At 49.0% G+C, this 25,649-nt stretch carries 23 protein-coding genes; 17 read left to right on the forward strand and 6 right to left on the reverse strand.

The window, feature by feature from the left end; all coding sequences use genetic code 11:
- The first annotated feature begins 129 nt into the window (after positions 1-129).
- The 5 genes from KDC22_RS16885 (at position 130) to KDC22_RS16905 (ending at position 9,299) form a co-directional block, all read left to right on the forward strand.
- Positions 130-2,376 (forward strand): hypothetical protein, encoded by a 2,247-nt coding sequence (locus tag KDC22_RS16885; RefSeq protein ID WP_211719732.1) that lies wholly within the window; start codon positions 130-132, stop codon positions 2,374-2,376.
- Between the two features lie 278 nt (positions 2,377-2,654).
- Positions 2,655-4,379, forward strand: coding sequence for an ABC transporter permease (locus tag KDC22_RS16890; protein ID WP_211719733.1), 1,725 nt, complete (start codon positions 2,655-2,657; stop codon positions 4,377-4,379).
- An 8-nt stretch (positions 4,380-4,387) separates the two neighbouring features.
- The gene (locus tag KDC22_RS16895) at positions 4,388-5,689 is read left to right on the forward strand and encodes an ABC transporter ATP-binding protein (protein ID WP_246552688.1); all 1,302 of its coding nucleotides are present in this window, start codon (positions 4,388-4,390) and stop codon (positions 5,687-5,689) included.
- A 94-nt stretch (positions 5,690-5,783) separates the two neighbouring features.
- Positions 5,784-7,370 carry a peptide ABC transporter substrate-binding protein gene (locus tag KDC22_RS16900; protein WP_211719734.1) on the forward strand — a complete coding sequence of 529 codons (1,587 nt, stop codon included), beginning with the start codon at positions 5,784-5,786 and terminating at the stop codon, positions 7,368-7,370.
- A 189-nt stretch (positions 7,371-7,559) separates the two neighbouring features.
- Positions 7,560-9,299, forward strand: a complete 1,740-nt coding sequence (locus KDC22_RS16905) for an ABC transporter ATP-binding protein (RefSeq protein ID WP_211719735.1) — start codon at positions 7,560-7,562, stop codon at positions 9,297-9,299.
- A 102-nt stretch (positions 9,300-9,401) separates the two neighbouring features.
- Here KDC22_RS16905 and KDC22_RS16910 read toward each other — a convergent pair whose 3' ends face one another.
- The gene (locus KDC22_RS16910; RefSeq protein ID WP_211719736.1) at positions 9,402-9,710 is read right to left on the reverse strand and encodes a spore coat protein; all 309 of its coding nucleotides are present in this window, start codon (positions 9,708-9,710) and stop codon (positions 9,402-9,404) included.
- A 12-nt stretch (positions 9,711-9,722) separates the two neighbouring features.
- On the reverse strand, positions 9,723-9,911 hold the full coding sequence (locus tag KDC22_RS16915) for a spore coat protein (protein ID WP_211719737.1): 189 nt from the start codon (positions 9,909-9,911) through the stop codon (positions 9,723-9,725).
- A 160-nt stretch (positions 9,912-10,071) separates the two neighbouring features.
- On the opposite strand from KDC22_RS16915, the gene ku reads away from it, so the two are divergent.
- On the forward strand, positions 10,072-10,917 hold the full coding sequence (gene ku, locus KDC22_RS16920; RefSeq protein WP_211719738.1) for a non-homologous end joining protein Ku: 846 nt from the start codon (positions 10,072-10,074) through the stop codon (positions 10,915-10,917).
- Between the two features lie 113 nt (positions 10,918-11,030).
- Here ku and KDC22_RS16925 read toward each other — a convergent pair whose 3' ends face one another.
- Positions 11,031-11,885: a manganese catalase family protein gene (locus KDC22_RS16925; protein ID WP_211719739.1), complete on the reverse strand. Its 855-nt coding sequence runs from the start codon at positions 11,883-11,885 to the stop codon at positions 11,031-11,033.
- Positions 11,886-12,086: 201 nt separating this feature from the next.
- Entirely contained in the window at positions 12,087-12,587 is a 501-nt protein-coding gene (locus tag KDC22_RS16930; RefSeq protein ID WP_246552690.1) for a spore coat protein, read from the reverse strand.
- A gap of 166 nt (positions 12,588-12,753) precedes the next feature.
- Between KDC22_RS16930 and KDC22_RS16935 the strand changes: the two genes are divergently transcribed.
- The 4 genes from KDC22_RS16935 (at position 12,754) to KDC22_RS16950 (ending at position 16,465) form a co-directional block, all read left to right on the forward strand.
- Positions 12,754-12,942, forward strand: coding sequence for a hypothetical protein (locus tag KDC22_RS16935; protein ID WP_211719740.1), 189 nt, complete (start codon positions 12,754-12,756; stop codon positions 12,940-12,942).
- Between the two features lie 176 nt (positions 12,943-13,118).
- Entirely contained in the window at positions 13,119-14,558 is a 1,440-nt protein-coding gene (locus KDC22_RS16940; RefSeq protein WP_211719741.1) for an MDR family MFS transporter, read from the forward strand.
- Positions 14,545-15,717, forward strand: a complete 1,173-nt coding sequence (locus tag KDC22_RS16945; RefSeq protein ID WP_211719742.1) for an FAD-dependent oxidoreductase — start codon at positions 14,545-14,547, stop codon at positions 15,715-15,717. Before KDC22_RS16940 ends, KDC22_RS16945 begins: the two co-directional genes overlap by 14 nt.
- Before the next feature lie 55 nt (positions 15,718-15,772).
- Positions 15,773-16,465 (forward strand): TetR/AcrR family transcriptional regulator, encoded by a 693-nt coding sequence (locus KDC22_RS16950; RefSeq protein WP_211719743.1) that lies wholly within the window; start codon positions 15,773-15,775, stop codon positions 16,463-16,465.
- A gap of 73 nt (positions 16,466-16,538) precedes the next feature.
- Here the strand turns inward: KDC22_RS16950 and KDC22_RS16955 are convergent, their stop codons facing one another.
- Both KDC22_RS16955 and KDC22_RS16960 read right to left on the reverse strand, forming a co-directional pair.
- Positions 16,539-18,308: a sensor histidine kinase gene (locus tag KDC22_RS16955; protein ID WP_211719744.1), complete on the reverse strand. Its 1,770-nt coding sequence runs from the start codon at positions 18,306-18,308 to the stop codon at positions 16,539-16,541.
- A complete protein-coding gene (locus tag KDC22_RS16960) occupies positions 18,305-19,030 on the reverse strand; it encodes a response regulator transcription factor (protein ID WP_211719745.1) in 726 nt (241 codons plus the stop codon). The genes KDC22_RS16955 and KDC22_RS16960 overlap by 4 nt, the downstream gene beginning before the upstream one ends.
- A gap of 208 nt (positions 19,031-19,238) precedes the next feature.
- On the opposite strand from KDC22_RS16960, the gene KDC22_RS16965 reads away from it, so the two are divergent.
- The 7 genes from KDC22_RS16965 to KDC22_RS16995 all read left to right on the forward strand — a co-directional run bounded on the left by KDC22_RS16965 (position 19,239) and on the right by KDC22_RS16995 (position 25,627).
- Complete coding sequence (locus KDC22_RS16965) at positions 19,239-20,243, forward strand: M23 family metallopeptidase (RefSeq protein ID WP_211719746.1); 1,005 nt, start codon at positions 19,239-19,241, stop codon at positions 20,241-20,243.
- A gap of 196 nt (positions 20,244-20,439) precedes the next feature.
- Complete coding sequence (locus KDC22_RS16970; RefSeq protein WP_211719747.1) at positions 20,440-21,447, forward strand: LacI family DNA-binding transcriptional regulator; 1,008 nt, start codon at positions 20,440-20,442, stop codon at positions 21,445-21,447.
- A gap of 409 nt (positions 21,448-21,856) precedes the next feature.
- Positions 21,857-22,120: a hypothetical protein gene (locus tag KDC22_RS33455; protein ID WP_246552692.1), complete on the forward strand. Its 264-nt coding sequence runs from the start codon at positions 21,857-21,859 to the stop codon at positions 22,118-22,120.
- Entirely contained in the window at positions 22,117-23,130 is a 1,014-nt protein-coding gene (locus KDC22_RS16980) for a CehA/McbA family metallohydrolase (protein WP_211719749.1), read from the forward strand. The genes KDC22_RS33455 and KDC22_RS16980 overlap by 4 nt, the downstream gene beginning before the upstream one ends.
- A gap of 19 nt (positions 23,131-23,149) precedes the next feature.
- Entirely contained in the window at positions 23,150-23,851 is a 702-nt protein-coding gene (locus KDC22_RS16985; protein WP_211719750.1) for a glycerophosphodiester phosphodiesterase, read from the forward strand.
- Positions 23,848-24,765, forward strand: a complete 918-nt coding sequence (locus KDC22_RS16990) for a carbohydrate ABC transporter permease (RefSeq protein ID WP_211719751.1) — start codon at positions 23,848-23,850, stop codon at positions 24,763-24,765. Before KDC22_RS16985 ends, KDC22_RS16990 begins: the two co-directional genes overlap by 4 nt.
- A gap of 16 nt (positions 24,766-24,781) precedes the next feature.
- Positions 24,782-25,627, forward strand: a complete 846-nt coding sequence (locus KDC22_RS16995; RefSeq protein WP_211719752.1) for a carbohydrate ABC transporter permease — start codon at positions 24,782-24,784, stop codon at positions 25,625-25,627.
- Positions 25,628-25,649: the final 22 nt, after the last annotated feature.

Here is a 25,649-nt window from a genome sequence, read left to right on the forward strand (position 1 = left end):
TACTATAACCTTCAGGTGAAGGTTATAGTATGCATGTAGCCAAGGGCTTATTTGCGCCAATCACCCTACATACATTGCAGTTTATGACGTATATACGCAGCTTGTAACGTGCAGAGGAGCGAGAAGGCGATGAGAAAATCATTATTTTCCTTATTTATTCTAATATTCTGGATTCCTGCTGTCATCCTTAGCATCCTGGTCTGGAACGATTATTCCGGTTACGTCCGCAGTGCAGAGGATCGCCTGCTCCCGGTCAAAGCGCTGTACTATCTGGACCAGGGCAAGAAGGTGCTTGCGCTCACGGACAGCAGCAACGGCTTCACGGGAACGCTGTATGACACTGGAACCCATAAGGCTGAGCAGGAGGTGGAGCTGCGCTCGGACATCCACCGGCAGCGGCTGGTCTCTTATCAGGCTGGTAAGCTGGTGGTTGCAACCAAGGATACAACGGGGCTTCAGGTAAATGTTATTGATCCGGCGGATGGCGCGAAAGAGCTGGTGCAGGGAAGCTTTAATATTCCGACCTTTCTGAGCTCGGACGGTCATGAGTGGCGGGGTAGATTACTGTTCGCCGGGGCGGATAAAAGCGCAGCGGTCCATGTGGCGGAAGTCAGCCAGGCTCAGCTCCATTACGCGAATCTGAACGGATCATCCGATCTTCCTGCACGGCCAGTCTCAATCCGCGAAGCCTCCTTCAGCTTCCAGGACGGTTATTCCTTCCCTGTCTATGAAGTGGGCCTCAAGGATGGGCGCACCGCCTACGCTTCGTCCCTCTTCGGCAAGGCCGGAACACCGCTCCTTGCGCTGAAGGGGGAGCAAGACAGTACGCCCGAAGCTCTGAATCGGATAGGGCAGGAGTTCGCCGCACAGTTCGGACTGGACATTACCCGGCTTCTGCGGGTAAGCACCGAATATCCCGGGCAGGTGCAATATTATAACGGGGCTACGGGCGATTGGGGAGATACCGTCAAGACCCCGGAGCCGGTCTATCAGGCCAGGCTCTTCCCGCTGAACGACCAGGAGACGCTGATTGCCGGGTCCACCACGGAAGATGAAATCAATGGTGCCGTACATGGTTATTTGTATCAGGGGCAGACCGGGGAATTTACGAATGTCAATGCCGCGCTTAAGACGTTATCCTACGATCAGCTGCAAGATCCGAAGCTGAGCTTCTATAAAGAAGCGAATAATGATACACTGTACTATTCAAGTCCTGATTCATTGGGAGGCTGGCTGCTTGTCAAGGAGGGGCTTAGCGGACAGATCAGCAACGGGGAGCTGCAGCAATGGCAGATGGCTGCCGGGGAGGATCAATTATCTGCAGCGACCTTCAAGAGCTATGTGCTGACATGGAATGCCCTGGTTGTGAACTGGGTGATCTGGCTCGTTATTCCTTTACTGACGGTGGTGGGACTACTCTGGCTGCCACAGCTTCTCATCCGCAAGCGGTGGCAGAAGCTGGCCGAGGGGGTTCTGATTCAAGGCACGGTTATGAATCTGGCCGAGACGGGGATGCTGGTCAACGAACAACCACAGGTCCGGCTTACCGTCCGTTTCACGGACCAGGGCCAAAGTAAGGAAGTCCAGATCAAGCAGGTCATCTCTTATCTTAACCCGATCCGTCCAGGCGATCAGGTGATGATTAGCTATAACCGGAGCAAGCATAAGGCGATCCTGGTACGGGAGAGCGAGCTTAAGAACCAGGCGCCGCCCCGGATCATTCATGATGCGGTCTTAAGACAGATAGAAGCCTGCGGACCTGTAAACCGCGGGCAAGCACTGCTGCTGCACTTTGAGGCAGCAGGCCAAAGCTACAGTGTGCCTGTGGTGCAGCCTTCCGGCTTCGTCTACCGTACCGGAGAACGGGCAGACCTGATCGTTACAGGCGGCAACGCCCGTTTGCTGAGATATGGTCCTTCGGAGCTGAGGGATCAGGCGACCCAGCTCACTTTAGAAGCTGAAATTACAAGGATTGAGAAGTTTCCGGTGAAGATTGCCGGCCAGAAGCTGCTGTTATTGGAGATTGTGATATTGAACGGAGAGGAACGTCTGCGCAAGGTGAACAGCCAGTTCGTTCCGGAGCATCTGGAAGTCTCCGTGGGCGCGGTAGTTCCCGTGACTGCGAAGCCGGAGGAGGTCGCAGTGCAGTCGCGGCTTCTGCAAGGCAAGCAAGGCAGTGCCAGCGTTCTCTCGGTTGATTACCGGGGAACGACCGGCGACCGGCCGCTCGCCAGTATCACCGTGGAACGTCACGGAAAGACCTACCGGGTGAAGCAATCCATTGAACCGGTATATGGGGTTGAAGCCGGGGATGAGCTATGGATTGCCTACGATGAACGTACCGGAGAAGCCATTATTGTTAATTACGCCACGTGACATGTAGTTCATACTAGACCATTATGTGAAGGGGGGTGACTGGAAATGGACAGTAGTAGTCGAAGAATATGCAGTCTTATGAACCTAATGTTCTGTTCAAGCAGGAAGCACAACCTTTCCTATTGCAGTATAGGTCTGTCTTATTCAGTCTGTTTTCAGGGCCCTCTGGATGACTGAATCGGACAGCCCTATATTTCTCATGAATGAAGGAATGTGCAACTCTCCCTGCTGATGCAGTGGAGAGTTTTTTTATTTCGCTCAGATTGGAGTTGTTCTCTATGCAATTGAATTATTTCCATAAGGGTAACGAGAAAAGAGCATTCGGCTGGGCAGATATTCTCGTGATTTCCCTGCTGTTATCTATTCTCTATGCCGCAGCAAAGTTAGGCTCGGGTATGCAGGTGCCTTTAGATCCGGATGAACTGTCCTCCCTGAGCCTGGACCCTAAATGGCTTCCTTACTATGCTGGCCGTTCGCTTCTGCGGATGTTTATTGCTTTTGCAGCATCCTTACTATTCACCTTCGTGTACGGCCGCATCGCGGCATATAACCGGACTGCAGAGAAATTTATGATTCCCGCCATTGATATCCTGCAATCCGTGCCGGTGCTGGGGTTTCTGTCGGCCACTGTACTGGCTTTTATGGCCTTGTTTCCGGGAAGCCTGCTGGGCGTGGAATTTGCTTCGATCTTCGCTATCTTCACCAGTCAGGTCTGGAATATGACACTTAGCTACTATCATTCCCTTAAGACGATCCCGCGCGAATTGAATGTGGCTGCCGCAATGAACCAGCTGGGCGGATGGCATCGTTTCACGAAGCTGGAAGCGCCTTTTTCGATGATTGGCTTGGTCTGGAACAGCATGATGTCGTTTGGCGGGGGATGGTTTTTCCTGGCGGCCAGCGAGTCGATCAGCGTGCTGAACCAGGATCTCCATTTGCCCGGAATCGGGACATACATGGCCTTGGCCGCAGATGACGGCAATATTAAGGCTCTGATCTATGCGATCCTGACGATGGTTGTGCTGATTGTGCTGGTAGACCAATTCTTCTGGCGTCCGATTGTGGCCTGGAGTCAGAAATTCAAGAATGAACAGACGGAAGCAGGAGAGGTTCCAACCTCATGGGTATTGAACCTTCTGAAGCGGGCCAGCTTTGTTCATTATCTTAACCGTAAGCTGCGCCGAGGGGTTCATGACGGATTCTTACGGCTCTCAGCCACAAGCTCGCAGGTGAAATTGCCACAGGTCCCGCCAGGTATAAAGAAAATCTTCAAATGGCTGATTCTGCTTACTGCTGCTGCACTAATGCTGAGATATTTGTATTCGGGTATTCTTGAGATTGCCCAATTAAGCTGGAGCGAGCTGATCCATGTGGTGTACCTCGGTCTGCTGACCGGGTTAAGGGTTGTCGTTTCGACTCTTCTGGCAGTGATCTGGACCCTGCCCGTCGGAGTATTCATTGGAACGAATCCGCGGCTGTCCCGGATGGTTCAGCCTGTTGTGCAGGTATTGTCTTCTTTTCCGGCGAACATGGCATTCCCGATATTCACGATTCTGTACTTGAAGTTCGGGATCCCGATGGAGATCGGGGCAATTCCGCTGATGATGCTGGGTACCCAATGGTATGTATTATTTAATGTCATTGCCGGAGCGATGGCCATTCCTTCCGATCTTAAGGAAGTCACGGTGACTTTGAAATTGACACGCTGGCAGACCTGGAAGAAGCTGATTCTTCCGGCTGTCTTTCCATTTCTCGTAACCGGCTGCATCACGGCAAGCGGAGGCGCCTGGAATGCCAGCATTGTCTCCGAAATCGTATCCTGGAAGGATCAAGATCTTCAGGCAGCCGGACTAGGTACGTTCATCGCTGAGGCCACTACTAACGGCAACTGGCCGGAGATTATCTGGGGAATACTTGTCATGTGCCTGCTCGTTGTAATTGTGAACCGCCTGGTGTGGCGCAGGCTGTATGTTTTAGCCGAAAATAAATATCACATGGACTAGAGGTGCCGATGATGAGAAAAACACTGATTGAATTACAGCAGATCAGCAAACGTTATGATCAGCCGAAGCAGGCAAGTGTGAGCATTATGGAGGATATTAATATCAAGATTAAGGAGGGCGAGCTGGTCTCCATACTGGGACCTTCAGGTTCAGGGAAATCGACTCTCCTGCGCATCATTGCAGGTCTTGTCCCTCCTTCACAAGGCACGGTTCTCTATAATGGACAAGAGATTGCCGGAACCAATCCGGGCGTCGGGATGGTCTTCCAATCGTTTGCGTTGTTTCCTTGGCTTACAGTCCTGGAGAATGTGAAGCTGGGACTGGAGAATAAACCGTTACGTGAAGCCGACAAAATGCGTAAAGCCCTCTCAGTCATTGATATGATCGGCCTTGACGGATTCGAAGGAGCCTACCCCAAAGAATTGTCCGGCGGGATGCGGCAGCGCGTGGGTATAGGCCGGGCTTTGGTCATGGAACCGGATATCCTTTTGATGGATGAACCATTCTCGGCTCTTGACGTATTGACTGCAGAAAACCTGAAGCGCGACTTGCTGGAATTGTGGACGGAGCGCAAAATCCCTACCCAATGCATCATTATGGTTACACATAGTATTGAAGAAGCCGTCTACATGTCGGACCGGGCCATCGTCTTGTCTAGAGACCCTGCCCGTGTAATCTCCGATATTCCCATTCCCATGGCGCACTGGAGGGATAAACAAGATCCGCAGTTCACCTCGCTTGTGGACCGCATCTATTCCATACTGACCCAAAGGGAAGTGAAATCTGCCGGTCCGGCGGAAAAAAAGGACAATACCATTGAGAAAATTCCACCAGTTCCGGCAGGTGCCCTCACAGGCTTCATTGAACTGATTGACGACCTGGGGCAGCAAGTGGACTTGTACAAACTAGCGGATCAATTAAGTCTGAAGCTGGAGGATTTCCTGCCCATCGTCGAGGCGGTGGAAATGCTGCAATTTGCTACAGTGGTGCATGGAGATATCGGGTTGACAGAGGCAGGATGCCAGTTTGCCAATGCCAGTGTTCTCTTCCGGAAGGAAATTTTTAAAGACCAGGTGCTGGAGCATGTTCCAATCATGGAGAAAATCATCTGGATTCTGCAATCGAAATCAAATAACAAAATGGAAGGGGCCTTTTTCGTGGAGATTTTTGAAAAGCATTTTGGAGCAGAAGAAGCCGCTCTTCAACTGGATATTGTGATCGACTGGGGCAGATATGCGGAGCTGATCGCCTATGACAAGAAGGCAAAGGTGCTTTACCTGGAGAATGAAGCTGCGGCAGCAGGGAAATAGAGCCCCGATGGCTGATATTGTTCACAAGGTAAAGTTTACCGTATGTGTTAAGATGGGAGGGATGCGACAAATACATCGTTAAGGGGAAGTTAGAATGAAGAAATGTTGGATAACCATGCTGATTGTTCTGCTGACGGTGCTGGGGGCCGTGCCTGGCGGCGTCTCGTCAGAAGCAGCAGAGAAGCAGGTGCTGCGAATCGGTATGGATGAGTTGCCGATCCTGCTGATCCCGCCGAGTATCGACAGCGCAGATAGGGACAAGGCAACCGTCATCAAAGCGTTGTATGAAGGCCTGGTTCGGCTGGACAAGAACGGCAAGCCGGTTCCCGGTGTAGCCCAGTCCTGGACGGTCGGCGCAGACGGAAAGACTTACACGTTCAAGCTGCGGGCGGATGCAAAGTGGAGCAACGGTAAGAAGTTGACGGCCTACGATTTCGTATATGCCTGGAAGAAGGCCCTTACTCCGGGGTTAGAGGCAGGGAATCTGTACAAAATGTTCTATGTGGCCGGGGCAGAGAGCTATCATACCGGTAAGCAGAAGGATTTTGCCAAGGTAGGGGTAAAGGCAGTTAATAATAACACTCTTCAGGTTACACTGAAGGGCAAATATGCTTATTTCCCGTCGCTTCTGGCCGAGCCGGTATACTACCCGGTGTCACAGGAGGAAAAGGAGATTGCAAGTATTTCCAATGGGCCTTTTCAGTTACAATCCCGGAGTATCATGGAGATCAAGCTGGTCAAAAATCCCTATTATTACGATGCTTCGTCCATTCGTCTGAGCGAGGTTCTTCTGCTGTCCCCGCTGGGTCTGGAGTCAGAAAATGCGACAGAGGCCTTCGTCAATCAAGAGGTGGATTGGACCGGCGGCGGCAATACAGAGCTTGATTATAAATACAAGGATACGGTAGCGGAGAATTACTATACGTACGCACCTTATGCCTCCACTTACTATTATCAGTTCAATCTGAAGCAGAAGCCCTTCACCAACCTCAATATCCGTAAAGCGCTGGCCTTGGCTGTGGACCGGAAAGTTATGTCAATGAGCATTCCCGCCTATGGCTTCGTGCCTTGGACTCTCTTCGGCTCCAAAGCACAATACCGTTCAGAGATCAGTGATGCCGCGTACAATGGGGCAAATTTGAGCAAGGCCAAGGAATTGCTGGCTAAAGGACTCAAGCAAGAGAATCTGACAAAGCTGCCGCCATTCACCGTTATTGTCAATGAGGGGGACGACCATGCGGCAATAGCAAAAAAGCTTGTGAAGCAATGGAATGAAAAGCTCGGCGTAACCGCCACCATCAAAGCGCAGAGCTGGCAGACTGTCCTGGCCAACCGGCAAAGCGGCACCTTCCAGGTTGCCCGCGCAGGCTGGTCCGCGGATTACAATGATCCGTCCACATTCCTGAATTACTTCCGTTCGGACAGCGCCGACAACGATTCAGGCTGGTCTAACAAGACGTACGACCAGTACGTGAAGCAGGCAGAGCAGACCTTCGATGCCGCGAAGCGGGTGGAGCTGTATGCCAAGGCGGAGCAATTGCTTATGAACCAAGCAGTCATGCTGCCGCTTCATAATTATGTGGTCGGTATTCTCCGTAATCCCCTGATTGCCGGTGTGTACATTGATTATGACGGCACAATCGCCTTCAGCCGGGGGTACTGGACGCAGGTTCCGCATTAATTCTTGTAAATAGCTGTTCACAGTCACAAGCCAGCGAATCCTAAAGGACGCTGGCTTTTTGGCGACCGTAAACCGACATTAATCCTATAATCTGACAGGTGATTGTCTATGATTAGTCAGGTTAAATTCATATTTCCGATCCGTTATGATTACATAAGCTGCGCCCTTTGAAGGAGGTTCTGCGGACTTATGAATCCAACCCGGACATTGATTAAGGAGATATTGTCTAAAAGCAAGGGAACCCTTTTTTTGATTCTGCTCTTCAACATCTCAGCCGCATTCGTCTCAACTCTTCAGCCCCTCCTGTTCAAAGACTTATTTGACGATATCCTGCCTGGTAAGCAGATCGGTACGGCTGCATTCTATATGCTGCTGCTCATTCTAATTCCTGTTATTTACGCCGCCTTAAACAGTGTCACCTCTTATTACAATAATGAGCTCGGCAACCATTTATCCAAGAATCTTCGCCTCCGGCTATTTTCTGATCTACTCCAGACCCGGCCACGAAAGGTAGACAGCATCGGCAGGGGGGAAATCATTAACCGGATCACCTTACAGGTGGGGATGCTGTGTGAAATTTTCGTGGTAGATACCCTCATGTCCATCGTATCGAATGCTATTCTGCTGATCGCTACCCTGTGGATCGTGTTCTCGATGAGTGCAGAGCTTACTCTCGCGGCCATGCTCTCATTTCCGCTATGTATGTATGGGTTCAGGCGCTTCAGGAGCAAAACAGAGAGGCTGGATAAACAGTATCATGGCATTTTGGACAAGGGACTTTGTTATTTAAATGATTTCTTCACAAATCTGAAGGCGGTACACAGGTGTAACGGACATCAGGCAGAGCAGAAACGATGGAGTGAATGGAATGACGAAGTGTGGAAGATATCCAGGCAGTCCCGGTTGTTTCATCATGTGGTGTTGAACCTTGTTGCGGATACGGTCATATCCTTAATTACAGGTATCATTTACGGCTATAGTCTGTACCTGATCCTGAAAGGCCGAATCTCACCTGGCACGTTGCTGGCCTTCATTGTTATTCTTCCAAGGTTATATAACATTTTCAAGTCGCTGTTTACGCTGAATATGGATAGGAGCCGTATGACGGTTATTATAAATAACCTGAATGACATCCTTGAACTGGAGAAAATCGAATCGGGAGCTAGAGCTCCTGATTATAGCCGTGTCACCCTTCTGCAGATGAGAAATGTATCCTACCGGTACGCTCCTGATGATTCTTTTGGGATCACAGACTTCAATCTGGACATTCAGCCAGGAGCCTTCGTGGGAATTATTGGTTTAAGCGGCTCAGGGAAATCTACGATGTTCGAGCTCATCCACAGGTACATAGAGCCTGATGAAGGAGAGATATGCCTGGACGGCGTACCGATCAAGGAGCTGGATATTCATGAACTCAGACAATATGTCGGCTATTCCCCGCAAAAGGGAGTGCTATGGAATAAGTCCATTCTGGACAACATTATTTACCCGCTGCAAAAGGAAGATATGAATGAAGAGACATGGCTCAAATTCAATGCTGCTGTTGATCTTGCCCAGGTGAACTCATTCGTACAAGCCATGCCTGAGCAATATGATAAGAAGGTCGAGGGCCACGGAGACAATCTCTCTGGTGGCGAAATCCAGCGGATTCTATTAGCCAGGGCATTTATGAATGAACCCCGGATTCTCATGCTGGATGAGTATACCTCAGCTCTGGATGCCATTACGGAGAGTGACCTAAATGATACCTTACTGAACCTGAAGGGGAAGCAGACTATACTGGTGATCGCACACCGGCTGTCCACTGTGAAGAGTGCGGATATCATCCTGGTTGTTGAGAAGGGACAAATTGTAGAGCAGGGCAGTCCGGCTGAACTGTACGCCCGAAAAGGGATTTATTACACAATGGCAGAGAAACAGAAAATATGACCTTCACCTTATGGTGAATATCACATAACATTCCCACCATACTATCGTAATAGAACACACCGCTAAGGAGATTGGCGGTGTGTTCTGATGTGTCTTAGTCTATTATTTTAACAGCTCAAGCGCAGTTTCTGCTTTCTTCACATCATGCTCCACTTGTCCCGTGAAATCGTAAGGGTGGTACATTTCATTCTCAATCATATAGGCGGCAATGCTCTGATGCGTCTTAATCGCGGTATCCAACTGGGCCTTGAGGACTTTGTGCACTTTGGGCGTTGCGGTTTCGGTAAGTGCAATAGCGTAGCTGCGGACAGCGGCTTTGGCAGACAGCAGCATGTCGGTAGCGATCGCAAGATCATCCATAGGGGCAATGGCTTTGACCAGCATTTCTTTTGTTTTGGTTGTTGTTGGCATAAGTTGAACCTCCTATTTTAGTAGTGATGTCAATTCTTCAATTGCTTTTGACGAGTTTTTAAGATCATCTTCAATTAGTGCTTTGAGCTTATCGTCTTTGACGAGCTCCAGCATCGTAACAGCTTTGGTGGCACAAGAGGTTTTCAGGGTCAGAAGCTCATGTACTTCGAGTTGCTCATGCAATGCCAATTCTTTAGCCATAATAACTTCTCCTCCATGTTGGTTTAATAATTTTTGTCAATACATTAGTACACTTGTCTGGTAGAAAATAAACATAAAAAACAAATTATTCTCTTGATTGCGGATTGTCCTATAAGGTTAATGAATGGCAACAATGATCACATGAAGGAGGTTGCTATTTATGCAGGCCATCTGGAAAGGGGCAGTCAGCTTCGGTCTGGTACATGTTCCTGTCAAGATGTATTCGTCTACTGAGGACAAGGATATTCCACTGCGGATGCTCCACCGGGAGCATAAGGAACCCATCCACTATAAACGTACCTGTGCCAAATGTGAGCAAGAGGTTCCCTGGAACGACATTGTGAAGGGCTATGAATATAAGGAAGGGCATTATGTTACGTTTGAGCATCAGGAATTAGAGGACTTGGCTTCGGAAACCTCGCGTGAGATTCGTATTGTGGATTTTGTAGATCTGACTGAAATTGATCCCGTCTACTATCAAAAAACCTATTACCTGTCTCCGGAGGAGACGGGTCAGCATGTGTATAAGCTGCTTGTAAGTGCACTTGAGTCCACACATAAAATTGGCGTAGCCCATGTAACGATCCGGCAGAAAAGCAGCTTGGCCGCAGTACGGGTGATCGACGGGGTACTCTGTCTGGCTACGATGTTCTATAAGGAAGAACTGCGCGAACCTGGCCAAATTCCGGACTTGCCGGATAAGGAGAAGGTAGACCGCAGAGAACTGGACATGGCCAAAATGCTTATTGAAGGGCTAACGGGGTATTTTGAACCCGAGAAATACAGGAATGAATATAAAGAACGTTTGCGTACAGCGATTAAGGATAAGATGGACGGCAAGGAAGTGCAAGCCGCTCCTGAAGATAAGGCAACCAATGTACTAGATCTGGTGGATGCCCTTCAGGCCAGCCTGAAGCAGCTAAGGCCTCTTGAAGAACCGGACAAGGGGAGCAGCAAATCCTCCAAGAGCCGTTCAGCGGCCCGGTCTAAACGTACCGGAGCGTAATCCGAACAGCAGCTCACCGGTAAAAGGATGAAGTAAAAGGCCCGCGATCTTTCGCGGGCCTTTTACGCAGGAATAAAGGACAGAGCGTTTGCTCATTTTCTCCAGTATCCAGCTCAGGCATTCATGTCGTGCAGACCAGGACTATGTTCATTCGGCATCTCCGGCATAACAGGTACAGGGAAGCCTGGTGGAGGCGGAACTACCTCCAGATTGCCTTTATTACGGCTTGGAGAAGTGCCTTGGAATATTTCTGCCATCCTTGTCGGGTCCAGGCTGAAATTGAATTGGGCATTATGGTAGCCCATATCTACAAATTTGCGGCACTCGGGATACTTGTTAATGTCATAGTTCGGAACAGGGAAGACATTTCCCCAATTCACGCCCAGAGTCTCCAGAGCCTTGGCAAAAGCATTTTGGTGGGCATTATCGCGAACAATCAGGAAGGCGAGTGTCTCGCGGAAGGTTTGATTGGAGCTCATCTCGTAAATCCGGGTCTTCTGCAGCACACCTGTCGATTCAAGTACAACATTATCCAAGAGGTCACTGATCAGATTCCCATGGCTATAGACATAATTTCCGAGCCACGGATTCCCCATCGCATCCACAGGCAATGAGGCTTGTGCTCCCATAATATAATGATGGGGATTCGCATGTTTCGCAGCTACTTCGAGAGGGGCGCCATCCCCGCCTCCATTTCCGACCTGATCTTCACCGGAACCGTTCAACAGCTGGTTAATGGTATGCTGTACCAGATCAACGTGGGCGATCTCTTCCAGGAATACCCCCCGCATTAAATCACGGAACTGGGTTTCTTTGCCGCGAAAGTTACTGCTTTGGAAAAAATACTGCATCATGGTGCGCATCTCACCGTAATGACCGCCTAAGATTTCCTGAAGCACTTTGGCAGCAGCCGGATCGGGTTTGTCCACCACAATATTATTGATCAAGCCTTCTTTGTAGAAATACAAGCGAACGTCCTCCTTAAAAGTCTGGTTTGCTTTTCCTAAGTAGTGTCTTCTGCAAAATGCCTGATTATACGATCAAAATAAACTTGCATAAGAAAGGCCGCTGGCGATGTGAGAACTTTTAATTAGCGGAATATGTAAAACAGGGGCTTCCCGATAAGCCATAATTAAGCTTACGGGAAACCCCTTTTTATAGGCTGTCAGTTACAGGGATAATGCCTTGTTCGCATTAGCAACGTCGTTGGAGAGCAGCTTGGGGAGATCATAAGCGGGATAGAGTCCGCGTTCCAGCATAAAGTAGAAGATTTTACCGTGCAGGAGGATTGCACCGTTTAATTGCTTTTGCAGTGTTTCCCGAAGTTTCTGTGTGGCTGTTTCCGTAATGCCGATAGCATAACTACGCACCGCAGTCTTGGCGAAGCCTAAGAGCAGTCCGGCATAGAAGCCTGTCATATCGGAAGTTTTAGAACTATTCCGCGTTCCTTCGGGAGCAAGCGGGAAATATTGCAGCAGCTCTTGCAGGTTCATCTCCACAGCACTAATGGTCTCTAAATACAGCGCATATAGCTGCGGATCTTTCACATCCTCCAGCACCATTTTAAACAACGTGAGCTGATTGCTCTGGTAAGCCGTCAATTCATGCAGTTCAAGTGTTTCGTGCCAGGCCAGATGCGGGTACTGCTGTCGTGATTCATAAGTATACAATGACAATCCCTCCTAAACGGTATGCGTTAGCCTATTCCCAAAAGAGGTAAAATGTGCTTGATCATTGTGGTAGCGGAGAATTTTTTGCATAAGTACTGCGCTTTAATGGAGAAACTTCTGTAGTACAAACAAACAGCATGATTTGATCCCTTAGGAGGTTAACCGCATGACAACCCAAGATCCGCAGGAGCTTTTAAAGCTTAAACACCAGCAGGATGAGGAGAAGAGACAGTTCACCAACTTCGCCCGGGCGGTATCCGCCGATGGGGAAGTAGAAGCAGGTCAGGAATTCAGTAATGACCGGCTGCCTGACGATCAGAACCGTATGAAATCGGTGGAGAACCGACGTAACTGACCAGGTCCACGAAGGAATATTACAATGGATGAACCCTCAGGAAGCCTTTATGCGTTCCTGAGGGTTTTTTGTAATTCAATAACGAACATCATTCTTGACGAACGGTGTTCGTTATGTTATAAATGTATCAACTTAACTATTTCATACGCTTATTTAAGGAAAGGAGGAGAGCGTTTATGTCAGAGACAAATAATAGCCGCAGTATGCAAGCAGACTTTTCCTTAAAACAGATTTTGCCCACACTTCTCGCTGTTGCTTCAGGGATGTTCCTGGTGATATTAGACAGCACCATCATGAATGTAGCTGTTCCGAAATTAGTAAGTGCCTTCGATACCAATCTTAGTACGATTCAGTGGGTCATTACGGCGTACACCTTGTCTTTATCGGCAGTCATTCCGCTCGCGGGCTGGTTCTCTGACCGTTTCTCGCCCAAACGGATGTTTATGACCAGCATTGTATTATTTGTTCTCGCTTCTGTGCTGTGTGCAATGGCAACCACTCCGGAGCAGCTTATCTTTTTCCGTATTGTTCAAGGTTTGGGCGGAGGCATGGTTGCTCCCATCGGAATTGCTACTGTATTCATGGTCGCTCCTCCGGACAAAAGAGGATCTGTCATGGGCATCCTCGGGATCCCGATGCTGCTTGCTCCCATTCTAGGCCCGTTATTGTCGGGCTGGCTAATCGAATACATCAACTGGCACTGGATCTTTTTCATCAACGTACCGGTTGGCGTTTTAGCTTTACTGATGGCCTGGAGGTACTTACCTGCATCGGGTGCAAAATTGAGTAACAAGCTGGATGTGACCGGCGCACTTTTGGCCCCGGTTGCCTTTACCTCAATTGTGTTTGCCGTCCATCAAGCAGGTGAGAAAGGGTGGTCCAATCTATGGACGTTAGCTCCACTGGCAGGGGGCCTGGTTATACTGGCCGTCTTTATCTGGAATGAGCTCAGGCAAAAGCACCCGCTGCTGGAGCTAAGAGTATTCCGTTCGCCTACCTTTGTACATGGCATTTCTGTCGCCTGGCTGAATCAAATTGCTTTATTCGGGAGTATTCTGTTATTCCCGCTGTATTTACAGCAAGTGAGGGGGCTAACTCCTCTTGAGGCTGGATTATATGTGATCCCGCAAGCCTTGTTATCTACTGTCGGGATTAACGTAGGGGGCCGGTTATTTGACCGTTTCGGTGTTCGCCCGGTCGCCATCATGGGCATTCTGTCGCTCTGCGGGTCCTTACTTGCACTGACGCAGATTGATGCCCAGACGAGTTCTCTATATATCATTTGCAGCTTCGCTTTTGCAGGGCTTGGTCAAGGATTAACGATGATGCAGATTAATACACATGTCCTCAGATCAGCTCCGAAGGAATTAATAAGCCGTGTTACCCCCATAACCACTTCAGCACAGCAAATCATGTCCTCCTTCGGTGTTACCATCACGATGGCTTTTCTGGCCAAACAAATGAGGGGACTTCCAGCACAGCATTCACCCGATCAATTAGGTCATGCCTTCGGCTCAACATTCTGGATTACTTTGAGCTTTGCAATAGGTGCATTGGTTTTATCTTTGTTTTTTAACTTTCAAACGAAGGAGATGTCTATACATGACAACAAATAATTCTACAGAACAACGCCGGATCGCCATTATTGGAGGTGGACCCGGGGGGTTAACGCTGGCACTGATTCTGCAACAGCATGGTATTTCCTCGACGATTTACGAACGTGAACATGAGGACCTTAGCCATGAACGTGGAGGCTCCTTAGATATCCATGAAGAGTCCGGGCAGCTCGCTTTGAAGGAAGCCGGATTATATGAAGCTTTTCTGCAGGCAGCACGGTTTGAGGGTGAAGACTTCAGGCTCATGGATAAGACGGGAACCCTATACCTGGATGAAGTGGCTGATGAAGAGATCTCGGAAGGGCAGAGACGCCCGGAGATTGACCGCGGTGTGCTTTGTGACATGCTTTTAAAAAGACTAGATCCGTCTACTATACAGTATGGCTATAAACTGGAGAAGGTTGTGCCTCTGGGCGAGGGGACGACGGAGCTTCATTTTGAGAATGGACATATCGCTGTGGCCGATCTTGTAATTGGGGCGGATGGCGCCTTTTCCCGCGTTCGCCCTCTGCTTACGGATACAGATGTGGAATATTCAGGTCTGACTATGCTGGAGCTTAACGTTATTGCAGACAAACACCCGGATCTAGCAGCATTCAATGCACGCGGCAAGATGTTTGCACTGGATGATCACAAAGGGATTCTGGGCCAGCTGAACGGCAACGGACGGATCAAAGTATATGCGAGTTTCAATGCCAGCCGGGACTGGTTAGACGAGATCCGCAACGATAACCTGCAAGAGATGAAAGCAACGCTGCTTGAGCTATTTCACGATTGGAGTGAACCGCTGAAGAACTATATCCGGTATGCGGAAGATGCTGTTGTACCCAGACGGATTTACATGCTGCCTGTCGGCTTTCGCTGGGAACGGAACTCAGGTGTCACGTTGATCGGAGATGCCGCTCATGTCATGTCTCCTTTTGCCGGAGAAGGGGTGAATCTCGCGATGCTGGATGCGCTGGAGCTGGCTCTTGCCATAGTAAGGAACAAGAAGACACCTGTGGCCATTGAAGAATATGAGGAGAAAATGTTCCAGTATGCTTCAGAGAAAGCAGATGTATCTAACGAGAATCTCATCCTCAGCTTCTCAGAGAACGCCGCTCCAAAGTTTGCAGCACTCATGCAATCTTATCAAGACCTGTATGAGCAGCAAGGCTGATGTTATCTTCCGCGGGTGTATTTACTATTGGCTTCCGGCATGTTATAAGGAAAGTATGATGAAACCTAAACGTGAAATTGTGAGCCGCCGTAATCGGCCAGCCAAAGAACCCCTAAGTCATGAATTAATTGTGAAGACCGCGTATGAGCTGCTGAAGCAGGAAGGAACCTCCGGCATGAGCATGAGGAAGGTAGCCAAGCAACTGGACACTGGACCTTCCTCCCTGTATGTTTACGTCAAAAATCTGCAGGAATTGAGTTCTTATGTGCTTGACCTTGGTCTTGGTGAGTTGAACCTGCCGGATCTGACAGACAATGACTGGAAGGACCAGTTATTCCAAGCACTGCATGCTTATGCGGAGCTGCTTATCGAGCAGCCCGGATTAGCGGAGCTGTCCCTGCAGACGATTCCTATTGGAAATCATGCCTTTCGTCTGAATGAGTATTTACTTACCGTTCTGCAGAAGGGCGGAATCACCTCTACAGCCGCTGCCTGGGGAACGGACCTGTTGCTCCTGTACGTGTCTTCCATTGCCTTGGAGAAGGCAAAGAGAGCAAGCGAACTGATGGAAACTGCCCAAAGTTACTATAACGAAGCAGATCCGTTACGGTTTCCGTTGATGAACAGTCTGAAGACGGATTTATTCTCGGGGGATACCGCCTCCAAGGAGAGGTTCTTCTGGGCCATTGAAGTGATACTCCAGGGGATACTGCACAAGCAGTTAGGAGAGAATACCGAACACAACTGACTATCGAAGAAGACGCCGGGGAAGATGCCCGGCGTCTTTCTTTTGAAGCCCTAATGTGTACATGCACTCTGGATTATTTTGTTCCAGTCCTCGAATGAACATCCCATATCAAACGTATTTGTGTTCCCTCTTTGGGATTAGAACAGACCTCTATTCGCCCTTGCATGGCTTCGATCAGCCCTTTGGTTACCGCCATGCCCAGGCCTGAGCCGACATCTGGCGCCCCTGTATCTGTGCCGCGATAGTATCGTTCGAACAGCTTCCACACGGTCTCCTGATCCATTCCGCGTCCATTATCGGTAAATTGAACGATGAAATCGCCTGCCTCTTCACCTGACTGCACACTGACAATCAGCTTCGTGTCCGGCGGATTATGCAGCAGGGCGTTAGCTGTCAGATTATCAACGATCCGTTCAAAGGATGGAATGTGTACATGCCCTTGTACCTCAATCTGGGCAGGCTGGAAAGTAATGCGGCCCTCGCCATAAGCCGGATTACGTTCAGCACGATGTACCAAATCCTGAAGCAGAGTATTGATATCCGTTAGCTCAATAGGGGGCTGGTATCCGCCACTGCGCAGACGGTATGTCATGGCCAGGTCGTTCACCAGCCTGTCCATGTACATGGACTTGTCCAGCATAATGCCTGCGAATTCGCGGACTTCTTCTGAAGTCCACTGGTATTTCTCTGCTTCAAGCATATGTGCATAGCCCTGGATGGAGGATAGAGGTGTCTTTAGATCATGGGTGATTCCAGCAATCCATTCCTCACGCAAAGAGTCGGTCTGTCTGCGGAGTTCTTTATCCTGTCTCAGGGTATTGGATAACGTCTGGATGGAATGTAACACTTCCGTATATACCCGATAGTTCCGCCGCCATTTCCCGTTCTTCTTCTGGCTAAGCGGCCTGCCGCGGGGGCCTGCTGGCTCCTCATATTGTCCGCGTTCAAGCCGCTGCAGCCATTGGAGCATATGAAGCATGGGATAACCGAACAGGTTGGCATACCAAACCGCAAGCAGGATAAGCAAGCTGATAATAGATACCAGAAGTGCAATCAGGGCAGGACCCAAAATAAACCCGAAGGGATTCTCATTGCTACCCGCCGGATTACTTCCAAGAGGAACACTCAGCATCCAGGTAGAATGATTCTGCTCATCATAGCTGGTCACTGTAGTCACTCCATACCTGGCAGGATAACGTGTACGTAGAATGAGATCCTGGATGCTGTAGCTGTCCGGGATACCTGTTGCGGGCTTATTGAAAGAAGTAATCACCCGTCCCTGTTCATCCAAAATTTGAAGATAGGCATCCGCCGTGCGAATAATGTCCTGCTGCATGGGTGCCAGTTCAAGCTTGTTATTGGCATAACGCCCCCCGTTATAGGTTTGCTCCAGCATGCTTACAGCCTGGTTGCTCTCCCCATACAGCAGGGTGAAATTAATCCCTTTACGTTCCCGGATAAGCAGATATAGCTGGTAGGGAAAGGGCTTTTGTCCTTGCCAATAGGATATGAGCTCTCCAGGTTTATAGTGATTCGGCACATCGGGAGGGGTATGAAAAGCATCCAGCACACGGCCTTGCTCATCGAGAATCTGAAGCCAGCCTTTGTTCTCCTCGATTCGCTTCAGCAGCCCGGGATCATACTTAACACTACCGTCCGGCAGTATCTCTGCTGTACTGATTAGCTGATCGAGCCCCACAGTGGCAAAATCTTCAACCAGGCTGGCCTCATTCAGCTGCTGAATGACCCAGTAAGCTATACTTCCGCCGATGACCAGGATCAGAATCACCGTACCCGCAAGCAGGCCAATGAACCGCGTCATCAATCTCCGTCGTACACTCATCGTGCATGCCCCAGGTCGGACTGAATGAGCTTATAGCCCAATCCACGAACGTTCACCAATAGTTCAGGGTTGGAGGGATCAGCCTCAATACGCTCACGAATCCGGTGAATATGAACCATGACAGTGTTGTCATCCCGAAGGGCCTCCGATCCCCAGACCCGTTCATACAATTCTGACTTGGTGAAGATACGATTGGGATGTTTGCAAAAGAATAGCAGCAACTGGTATACCAGCGCAGGGCAGTTCACGAGTTGACCTTCTACTCTGAGTTCACCGGCTGGCTCCATGACCTGAAAGCGTCCATAATCATAGATACCTTCCTGCGGCAGTTTTTCTGCTTCCGTCTGTCTGGGCAAATATCGTCTCAGCAGGGATTTGATCCGTGCGACTACTTCCAGCGGGTTAAAGGGTTTAACGACATAATCGTCTCCTCCCACCGCGAAGCCGGTCAGCTTGTCATAATCGGTTGTTTTCGCAGTCAGAAAGAGAATAGGGGCATCTGTAATTTGACGCAGAAATGGACAGATTTCAAGCCCGCTTCGGCCTGGGAGCATCACGTCCAGCACGATGCAGTGATAGGTTTTCTTTTTACATGCAGCAATTGCTTCTTCACCGGTAGTGACCGTATCAATATCCAGGAATTGCTCTTTGAGCAATACCGTTCGGAGCATATGCAGAATCGCCTGTTCATCATCAACAAGCAGGATTGAAACTTCTTCCATGACGAATTAGAGCCTCCCAGCTTTTTATATAAGTATCATACCATTCTGAAACGCTGTGTTGCGTACCGGTAACCTTAACGGATGCTTAATTTTGGAGAAGTAGCTCGCCTCAAAGTTAAGATAGACGTAAGAGTAGGTTAGACGGCAGATAAGATTGATGTCGTACACTGGACTGGAAAGATATCGTTCTAACAAAGGAGTGCAGGGAATGACTAGAAAATGTTCGGAAGGCTGGAAGCTGCTTACCGCAGTGCTTGGCATGTGTGTGATGTTGTCTGCCTGCGGCACTTCGGAAGCATCTGAACCACAAGAGCAATTACCGGTAGAACAGACAGCCAAGGAGGACGCAATGATTACACCTGACAATTTCATGGATACCTTAATGAAGGGATCGAAGGAGGACATCTACAAGCAGATGAGTCCGGAACTACAGGAAATCATATCGCTGGACGAATTCAAGACGTCTGTCGATAGCTTTATGGAAGGCGTTACTTCATGGAACAAGGTTACGGAAGTTAAACTGAACCATCTGGTTGATCGTTCGTGGAAGGATCAGACGGGAACTAAGGGGATTCAAGCCTCTTTTGCCGAAGATCACCAGATTGAGGGGCTGCTTATTCAGCCGCTTGAGACGCATGAAGCAACGGACAAGGCATTGACCAAGACAGAATTCCAGTTTCCGTTGAAGGGCGAATGGTATGTGTTCTGGGGCGGAAACGATGTCTTGTCCAACTATCATTATGCTCATGAAACACAGCGTTACGCACTCGACATTATCCGCACACAGGATGATTCCAGCTATCAAGGGGAGGGAAAGGACAACGAGGACTATTATGCTTTTGGCGAACCGCTCTATGCAGCAGCAGAGGGCAAGGTGGTTGAAGTCAAAAATGACATACCGGATAACACTCCGGGCGTAATGAACGCCGAAGAACCGGAAGGAAATGTTGTGGTCATTGATCATGGAAACGGGGAGCACAGCATAACAGCACATCTCAAAAAAGGCAGTGTAGCCGTCAAAAAAGGGGATAACGTCCAGCAGGGAGATCTCATCGGACATCTCGGTAATTCAGGGAACTCCAGTGAAGCACACTTGCATTTTCAAGTATCAGACGGACCCGACATATTCACTTCCCGTTCGCTTCAGATCCGCTGGGCCGATCAGAGTCAGAGCCTGACACGGGGGAATTCTTTTGAGGGACTGCCCAAATAATTATCAACTGATTAATTACGTGCATCCTTACTTTAAGGCAAGCGTTATTTATCATCTAATCAAGTTTTAATCTTTCAAGCAATCGTTAACACAGGCCTTACACTTCGCCATGCAACAGTCTGTATAATGGGTGATATGAAATCTCTAGGTAGTTGTATGAATCATCCGTACCGACCTTGCTAAGGAGTGAAACCGCATGAGCGCAAGAATTAAAGATGTAGCTGAACGGGCCGGTGTGTCTGTTACTAGTGTGTCCCGGGTTCTGAATAGCGAGAAATATATTAGCCAGCAGATTCTGGATAAAGTGAATCAGGCGATCAAGGAATTGAACTACACCCCAAGCCAGATTGCCCGCAGTTTAAAAAAGCAGAAAACCGATACCATTGGTGTCATCGTTCCCGATCTCACAAATTATTTCTGCTCTACGATATTAAGCATCATTGAGGAAAGTGCCAGTGAGTATGGCTATAATCTGATTGTCTGCAATATTGCCGAGAATCTGGATAAGGAATTGAAGTATCTGCACGCCCTGCAGGAGATGAGGGTAGACGGGATCATCATCATGCATCAGAAGGTTGACGAACGGATTCTGTCTTTTATTGAATGCGCTACTATGCCAATCTTATTTTCTTGTGTCCGCTCTCCGCTGCAGGGCAGGTTCTCTGTGCTAATTAATGACTATCAGGCAGCTCTGGATGCCACGGAATATCTCATCGGATTAGGTCATCGCCGGATTGCCTTCCTGGGCGGAGATCTGGAGGATGTAACGGCTGGCTACAGCCGGTATCAAGGATATTTGGACGCAATGAGCAAATCCGCTATTCCGCTTATTCCCGATTTTATCAGGTTCGGCAACTATAAGCAGGAGAGCGGACGATTAATGATGCAGGAACTGTTAGAGCAGCAAGAGCGGCCTACTGTTGTTTTTGCTGTCAGTGACGATATGGCAGTAGGTGCGATGAACTGTATACTTGATTACGGGCTTCGCATTCCTGAAGATATATCTGTCATGGGATTTGACGACAGTCTTTTCGCCGAAGCCGTGAGGCCCATGCTTACATCAATGCAGCAGCCTGTCCAGGAGCTCGGAAGAACTTCACTTGAATATCTGCACAACTTAATTCAAAACGGGAGTCAAAATGGCTGTAAAGAAGTATTCCTTCCGCACCGGATCATGGAGCGGGCCAGTTGCCGCAGAATATAATCTGAAACAAATGTACAAACAGGCTTCCCGGATAGGGAACCTGTTTTTTTTGTGTAAATTCTCAATTAAGCCTCCAACTTACTTTTAATATAAATAGGCTGAAAATAAGAATTTCTTTTAACAAGCAGTGATTATGCTAGTGAAAGATTAATTTCAGGTATCGATACCATATAGGTGATTAAAGGGGAAAGAGGTACAGGCCATGCATAAAGATATCATCACTGTTCAGGGGAAAATCATTCCGAGCAGCTCTAAAACGCATATTGTGTACCAGTTTCACTTGGAGCATTCTATGTCTTCCTTGGAGATTGACTTCAGTTATGCCCCCAAACCATTCTTGGATCGGGAAGCATCAAAGCCGTTGATATTGGAGGCGATTGAGAGGTACTCTGATCCGGCTTCTGCCGAGTTGCATAAGAAGAAGTGGGAGAATTACTATCCTCTGCAGAATCTGCTTACCTTATCGCTGGACAGCCCCTCGGGCTTCCGCGGTTCTGCACACCGGCATGCTCCAGAGCAGAAGCATATCATCTGCCCGGATTGGAGCAAGACTTCTCCCGGCTTCATCGCCGGAGATGTCCCCGCTGGCGTATGGAAGGTAACGATCAGCGTACATTGTGTAATTACACCGGATTGCAGCTATGAATTAACCGTGAGGGGGACCGGCAGATGAAATGGCTTCCATTCGAGCTTCACACCCACACGCCGCACAGTGACGGGACACATTCTCTGCTGGAGATGTGCCGGACAGCCTCAGAGCTGGGACTTGCAGGTATTGCGCTTACAGATCATAACACTGTATCGGGGCTGGCAGATGCCGAAGCCGTTAACAGGCAGACAGGTATCACGATCATTCCCGGCATGGAATGGACGACGTTCTACGGCCATATGCTGACCCTTGGGGCTCCATACTGTGAATGGAGAGATCTCGGCCTGCATGATATTCATAAGGGCATATCGCGTGTTCATGAGCAGGGAGGCATTGTGGGCATTGCTCATCCTTACAGCTTAGGCAGTCCGATCTGTACAGGCTGCCACTGGGATTACACAGTAAGTGATTGGAATCAGATTGATTATATCGAGGTATGGCATGAGATGATGCCTTCTATGAAAAATCATAATGTACCGGCATTTAAACAATGGACCGATTTGTTAAACGAAGGATACAGGATATCCGCTACTGCCGGCCGGGATTGGCACAGATCTGAGCCTGCGGACAAGCTGGCAGCATATACGTATATTGGTCTTCCTGATAGACCCATGCAACGATCGATCGCTGACATTATTGCGGCAATCAAGCAGGGGCAGCTCTGTCTGAGCATGGGCCCGTTACTGGAGGTCAGCCTCTCTCTTGGACATGAGCGATACGGGCTTGGAGATCAAGTTCCCTTAGCTATCGTTGATACCTCTGCCATTGCCGGACTAACTGTACAGATTACACGTTCAACCCAGCCGGAGCGTCCTTGGGGAGCAGAGGAGGGGAACTGGATCATCGTAGATTCCAATCAGGGGGAACTCGCCAGATTACCAGCCTCTGCACATAATGGACTGCCTATTATGCTGCCTACAGAAGGGTTAGTGTGGCTGCGGGTACGGCTTTTTGGCATCATCGACGGTATTCTGACAACAATAGCCTGCACAAATCCGATTTATTTCTCAAACGGACTTTTGATAGAAGAATAATACAAGGGGAGGGAATGCTGTGCAGAACCCGAAACTGATTGCCCATACAGGCTGCGAGAGCACAAGCTACAATTCGCTTGCCTCCTGTGAAGCCGGAGTGAAGGCGGGGGCACCGATTATAGAAGTGGATGTGCGTGCAACCAAAGATAATGTTGCTGTTCTCCTGCATGATGATCAGCCCCCTGTCAGCCGCTTGAATTATGAGCAGCTATTGGGGACTGGCGAGGAGCCGGAGACACTGAACCGGATATTGACAAGGTTCAGCCAGCTTCCTGTCGCTTTCAATCTGGATCTTAAAACAGAACAGGCGGCGCAAGCCGCCATAGCCGAAGTAACAGCCACCTCTACCTGGAGTAAGGTATGGTTCACCGGAGCTACAAGGCTGATAGCAGAATCCGGTTATCCGGGACACGTAATCTGGAATTTACCTGATAAGCTCTCTGAGCTGGACGAAGCAACCTATCGGGAGCAAGCGGTAGAGCTGTGCCGTCGGGCAGCTGAATCGAAGTTCGGGGGGCTAAACCTTCAATATGAAGGCTGCCGGCCTCATCTGGTGCAGCAGGCGCATCTTCACGGGCTCCAGGTCTGGATTTATACCTTACCCTATGATCAGGAATTGTTCTATGCCTATGTGAACATGGGAGTAGATGCCATTACTGTTTATGAGGTCACAAAGTATGTTCATGCAGGGAGGGATAAGAACCCTTGTCCGACCATATGACAAAAGCTACAACACTGGGAGTCTTAGACCGGAAGCTTTTGCGTAACCGCAACAAAAGAATCCGGAGGCAGCCTGCACTGGCCTGGTACCTGTTTCTCCTGCCCACCTTAATAGGCATTGCGGTGTTTATGATCTACCCGCTGGCAGAGTCACTGCGGCTTAGTTTTACGAAGGGGGCAGACCAGCATTACGTTGGACTTGAGAATTACACCAGTGTACTGGAGTCAGGCACCTTCTGGTATTCCGTGTATAACACCCTTTACATTACCGTCTTCCAGCTTCTGATTGCCATACCGGCTGGTTTCATCATTGCTTGTCTGATCAATAATTTACGCCGTGGCGCCAACTTCTTTAAAGTATTGTTTTATCTGCCCAATGTCACTTCTATTGTTGCAGCAGCCACCGTTTTTCTGGCCGTTCTTCATCCTGATGGGCCGCTCAATTATGTGGTGCAATTGCTGGGATTCGAGAAAGTAGTCTGGCTGTCACAGCCTCTCTCTGCCAAGTGGGGGGCGATCATTCTTTCGGTCTGGCATTGGTTAGGCTTTGTTATCATCATTAATCTGGCTAACCTGCAGGCCATATCAAGCGACTACTATGAAGCAGCCTCCATAGACGGGGCTTCGCGATTCAAACAATGGTTGTACATCACCCTGCCGAATATGCTTGGAAGTCTGACTATCCTGTTCATTATTGGCTGGATCGGCGGCCTGCAGCGGTTCTCTGACGCTTATATGCTTGGTGGACTGCAGGGTAGTCCGGCCCGGTCGCTGCACACTGTAGTCGGTTTTATCTTCGAGCGGGGGTTCGGCGGTAACGAATACGGCCTGGCCTCTGCGGCATCCTATATTTTGTTTTTCTTTATTCTTGTGTTCACTTATATCAATACCAAGGTCACGAAAATGAAAATCTAGGAGGGAAACCTTTGAGATGTTGAGTGCAACAGGAAAAAGCAAACTGTTGAGCGGACTGCTGTTCCTGCTCCTGCTTGGATTGGGCGCGTTAATGTTGTATCCCTTTCTATGGATGTTAAGCGTCAGCCTGGAAAGAAGCAGCAATATTGCCGTCCCGTTTCCTCCCCGGTTAATTCCAGAGCAGTTCTCCCTATTCAACTATAAGCTGGTATTCGAGAATGGGGTTCTGTTCAAGACCTATGCCAATTCTGCAATTATTTCTTTGTTTAGCGTCATTCTCAGCGTGTCTTCGGCCTTACTGGCCGGTTACGCCTTTTCCAGAGGGGAATTCAGAGGGAAAAAGCTTTTATATTTCGCAGTACTGGCTACCATGATGGTTCCATTTGAAGCGAGACTGATTCCAATGTTCACGATGTTCAATGATCTTGGAATGATCAATACGAAATACCCCCTGATCTTCCCGGCAATTATTAATGCGCTCGGCATTGTGCTGGTGAAGCAGTATTTTGACCGTCTTCCTGAAGGACTGCGCGAATCCGCAAAGATGGATGGGGCCAATGAATTCACCATTTTTGTACGGATATTTGCTCCCCTTACGGGACCGATTACAGCGACACTGGCCATTTTGGCCTTTCAGGATAGCTGGAATTCCTTCCTTTGGCCGCTTGTGGTCATCAACGATCAAGACATGAAGACCGTACCATTGTTTCTATCCAGCTTTTCTTCCGAAAATGGCAGCAGGCTGGTGGGCGTTACGATGGCTACCGCAGCAATGAGTATCCTGCCGATCGTACTGGTTTTTCTATTTTTACAAAAATACATCATTCGCAGCATTGCCCTCAGCGGCTTGAAGGGAGAGTGATCACCGGAGCAGGTAAAGTCCA

It is taken from the genome of Paenibacillus tritici, from assembly GCF_018207515.1.
GTDB lineage: Bacteria > Bacillota > Bacilli > Paenibacillales > Paenibacillaceae > Paenibacillus_AQ > Paenibacillus_AQ tritici.

Excerpts from the sequence above, each read along its gene's own strand:
- ku (WP_211719738.1), top strand. The coding sequence starts at position 10,072 with ATGCAGGCCATCTGGAAAGGGGCAGTCAGCTTCGGTCTGGTACATGTT.
- KDC22_RS16940 (WP_211719741.1), top strand. The coding sequence starts at position 13,119 with ATGTCAGAGACAAATAATAGCCGCAGTATGCAAGCAGACTTTTCCTTA.
- KDC22_RS16945 (WP_211719742.1), top strand. The coding sequence starts at position 14,545 with ATGACAACAAATAATTCTACAGAACAACGCCGGATCGCCATTATTGGA.
- KDC22_RS16915 (WP_211719737.1), bottom strand. The coding sequence starts at position 9,911 with ATGGCTAAAGAATTGGCATTGCATGAGCAACTCGAAGTACATGAGCTT.
- KDC22_RS16910 (WP_211719736.1), bottom strand. The coding sequence starts at position 9,710 with ATGCCAACAACAACCAAAACAAAAGAAATGCTGGTCAAAGCCATTGCC.
- KDC22_RS16885 (WP_211719732.1), top strand. The coding sequence starts at position 130 with ATGAGAAAATCATTATTTTCCTTATTTATTCTAATATTCTGGATTCCT.
- KDC22_RS16950 (WP_211719743.1), top strand. The coding sequence starts at position 15,773 with ATGATGAAACCTAAACGTGAAATTGTGAGCCGCCGTAATCGGCCAGCC.
- KDC22_RS16900 (WP_211719734.1), top strand. The coding sequence starts at position 5,784 with ATGAAGAAATGTTGGATAACCATGCTGATTGTTCTGCTGACGGTGCTG.
- KDC22_RS16995 (WP_211719752.1), top strand. The coding sequence starts at position 24,782 with ATGTTGAGTGCAACAGGAAAAAGCAAACTGTTGAGCGGACTGCTGTTC.
- KDC22_RS16980 (WP_211719749.1), top strand. The coding sequence starts at position 22,117 with ATGAAATGGCTTCCATTCGAGCTTCACACCCACACGCCGCACAGTGAC.
- KDC22_RS16905 (WP_211719735.1), top strand. The coding sequence starts at position 7,560 with ATGAATCCAACCCGGACATTGATTAAGGAGATATTGTCTAAAAGCAAG.
- KDC22_RS16970 (WP_211719747.1), top strand. The coding sequence starts at position 20,440 with ATGAGCGCAAGAATTAAAGATGTAGCTGAACGGGCCGGTGTGTCTGTT.
- KDC22_RS16960 (WP_211719745.1), bottom strand. The coding sequence starts at position 19,030 with ATGGAAGAAGTTTCAATCCTGCTTGTTGATGATGAACAGGCGATTCTG.
- KDC22_RS16890 (WP_211719733.1), top strand. The coding sequence starts at position 2,655 with ATGCAATTGAATTATTTCCATAAGGGTAACGAGAAAAGAGCATTCGGC.
- KDC22_RS16965 (WP_211719746.1), top strand. The coding sequence starts at position 19,239 with ATGACTAGAAAATGTTCGGAAGGCTGGAAGCTGCTTACCGCAGTGCTT.
- KDC22_RS16955 (WP_211719744.1), bottom strand. The coding sequence starts at position 18,308 with ATGAGTGTACGACGGAGATTGATGACGCGGTTCATTGGCCTGCTTGCG.
- KDC22_RS16895 (WP_246552688.1), top strand. The coding sequence starts at position 4,388 with ATGATGAGAAAAACACTGATTGAATTACAGCAGATCAGCAAACGTTAT.
- KDC22_RS16990 (WP_211719751.1), top strand. The coding sequence starts at position 23,848 with ATGACAAAAGCTACAACACTGGGAGTCTTAGACCGGAAGCTTTTGCGT.
- KDC22_RS16935 (WP_211719740.1), top strand. The coding sequence starts at position 12,754 with ATGACAACCCAAGATCCGCAGGAGCTTTTAAAGCTTAAACACCAGCAG.